This window comes from Ruegeria sp. 6PALISEP08 (assembly GCF_001238295.1).
In the GTDB taxonomy this organism is placed as follows: Bacteria; Pseudomonadota; Alphaproteobacteria; order Rhodobacterales; family Rhodobacteraceae; genus Ruegeria.
The window spans coordinates 1-1,857 of sequence record NZ_LGXZ01000034.1; the positions used below are offsets into that span (position 1 = coordinate 1).

The 1,857-nt window shown below is 55.0% G+C and carries 2 protein-coding genes; one reads left to right on the top strand and one right to left on the bottom strand.

Annotated features, from left to right (window positions below):
• Positions 1 to 1,314 (bottom strand): amidohydrolase family protein (locus ALB80_RS21620; protein ID WP_172677938.1); only part of this gene is annotated, 1,314 nt, incomplete at its 3' end.
• A 180-nt stretch (positions 1,315 to 1,494) separates the two neighbouring features.
• Between ALB80_RS21620 and ALB80_RS21625 the strand changes: the two genes are divergently transcribed.
• Positions 1,495 to 1,857, top strand: a 363-nt coding sequence (locus ALB80_RS21625) for a hypothetical protein (protein ID WP_157054310.1), incomplete at its 3' end; no start/stop codon positions are given.

The window sequence follows — 1,857 nt, forward strand, 5'->3', positions numbered from 1 at the left end:
CAGATCGATGTTATTTGTGTAGTCGACCAGTAGTCCGGCATCTTCAACTGGATTACCTTCAACCAGAAGCACGTCTGCATAAGCACCGGCTTTGATCACGCCAAGCGGTCCGTCCTTGTAAGGATTTCGAGGACCTGACATGGCCACCAGTTTTGCAGTGTTTGATGTGGCCTGAACCAAGATCTCATGCGACGTGAACCACTGCTTTCTAAGTTCAAATTCGTCGTTCTGCCGGCCCAACGCTTCGGGCGAGCCGAAGACGTCCGTTCCGAAGGTGATCGTCACACCGCTTTCTTTTGCCAGACGCATGGACCTGTCGAGCCCTTCGACGACGGGGCGTGATTTCTCAACGGTTTCGGGTGGAAGTGAGGCCACGCTTTCGGGAGTCGGCGTGAAGGCGACGGCTTGAGGGTTGTAGATCACACCCGCGTCGCGCATCGCGATCATAGTATCTAGTTCCGAGATCAACGTCCCATGGTCGATACTGCGAACGCCCGCCTCCACAGCGCGCAAAACGGAGCGGTCCGTATAGGCATGCGCCAGAACGTAGGTGTTCCAGTCCTCGGCCGCATCGACGGCGGCCCTGATTTCATCGAGCGTGAATTGCGCCGTGTCTAGCGGATCAAAGGCGGAGGCGACCCCGCCGCCTACGCTGATCTTGATCTGTGTTGCCCCCCGGCGCAACGTTTCACGGGTGTAGGCGAGAACTTCGCTCCGACCATCCGCCATGAAACCAAACTCACTTTCAAAGGCATTGCGGCTGCTTCTGTCACGCGTATGGCTTTCGTTGAACGAGCGGAAATCCGTGTGGCCGGAAGTCTGACTGATGAAGTGACCGCTGGGATAGATCCGCGGGCCCGGCAGAATACCCTCGTCAATTGCTCTGGCGATGCCGTAGGCTGGACCCCCTGTATCTCGCAGCGTGGTGAAACCGCGCAGGAGCATTTTCTCCGCCTCGCGGCCCACGACAGCACTGAGATATCCCCAGTGCCAGCCGTTCACCGCCTGATTAGGGGCCGCTGGCATCATGATATGGTTGTGGCCATCGATCAGTCCGGGCATCAGTGTGCGCCCACCGCCGTCGATGATTTGCGCATTGGCGACGGCAAGCGGCTCAGTCGAGACCTCGGCGATCAGGTTATCGACGACCAAAACACTTGCGTTTTCGATCCGCGCCTCGTTCACCCCGTCAAAGACATGAACATTTGTGAAAAGGATCGGGAAAGTACCTTCCTGTGAAGCCGCATGAGTTGGAAACAGATGGCTCGCAGCCAGTACTGCGGGCACAAGTATGCGCGTCAGACATCCGTTCATCAGGGCTCCTATCAACAAGAATCGCAAAAGGTACATTTAGGAGTCATTATAGAATTCGAATAACTTGATGCCTGACAATTTGCCGGTTCGTGAAAAATAGTTTTCGAAAACTGCAAGGTTTCATAATTTTATTGTGGGAATTTCCCGCACTCGGGAATATTGCGAATTTCTGGAGAAGAGATGACCAGAAGACTTGGTAATAACACGGATCAGTCGCTGCCTCTCGTCAGGGCTTCAGTTGCGGGTCCGGTTGTCGCAGCGCTTCGCAGCGTGGGGGTCGAACCCGCGTTTGTTCTTGATCCTCTGGGGTTGAACGAAGCGCAGGTAATGGACCCGAAGAATTTCCTGCGCCACGATACCGTCTACCAGATCTATCAGGCCGTGGCAGAAGCCACTTCAACGGATTTTTGCGCACGGGTCGGGCAATCCGTTGACCTTGTCAAATTTCTCCCGCTCGGCGATATGCTGGCAGAAGCCCTTACATTGGGAGACTTTTTTACCAGATACACTCAAGCGGTTTCCAAGGAATCCAATGCCGTTACA